General features: G+C 52.2%; 1 protein-coding gene. It reads right to left on the minus strand.

What is annotated here, in order from left to right:
- A partial coding sequence (locus tag H5187_RS23900) for an Ig-like domain-containing protein (protein ID WP_182798512.1) occupies window positions 1-634 on the minus strand: 634 nt, incomplete at both ends.

Consider the following 634-nt stretch of genomic DNA (forward strand, 5'->3'; position numbering starts at 1 on the left):
GTGGTTTGAACTGTCTCTGCGGGGTTTATTCCATCATTTATCACTACAGTGACAACACTGCCATCTGGCGCATCACTGCTGCCGTTAATGGTCGGTGTAGTGTCGTTGGTTTCACCTATCGCGTTAATGGTAATACTCGGCGCTAAGGTGTTAAGTGTAAAGGTATCAGTGGCACTGTTGCTGTTGCCCGCTGCATCACTGACACTCGCAACTACCGTGTAATCATCATCGCCGAGGACTGGCGAGGTGACCGCCCACTCACCACTGGCATTAACCGTTGCACTGAGTGCGGTAACCGTTCCACCGCTGTCGGTAACGGTGAGGGTTATCACTGTCCCTTGTGGCTCTGACGAGGTGCCACTGAGTGTCGGCGTATCATCATTAATGGCTCCGAGGCTATTGATACTGATCAACGGATCTAAGGTATCCACACTGCCAGTGCCGGTGTCACTGCCGGTATTGCCTGCCGCATCGGTAATACTGGCGGTTACTGTATAACTGCCATCCGGTAAGCTTGGTGCTGTTACTTGCCATGAACCATCAGCGAGGACGGTGGCACTTAATCCATAACTATCGCCATTGACATCCACGATACTGATGCTAACAACGGTGCCCGTAGGCTCGGTTGAGGTAC

Source organism: Pseudoalteromonas sp. SG44-1, assembly GCF_014164315.1.
Classification (GTDB): domain Bacteria; phylum Pseudomonadota; class Gammaproteobacteria; order Enterobacterales; family Alteromonadaceae; genus Pseudoalteromonas; species Pseudoalteromonas rhizosphaerae.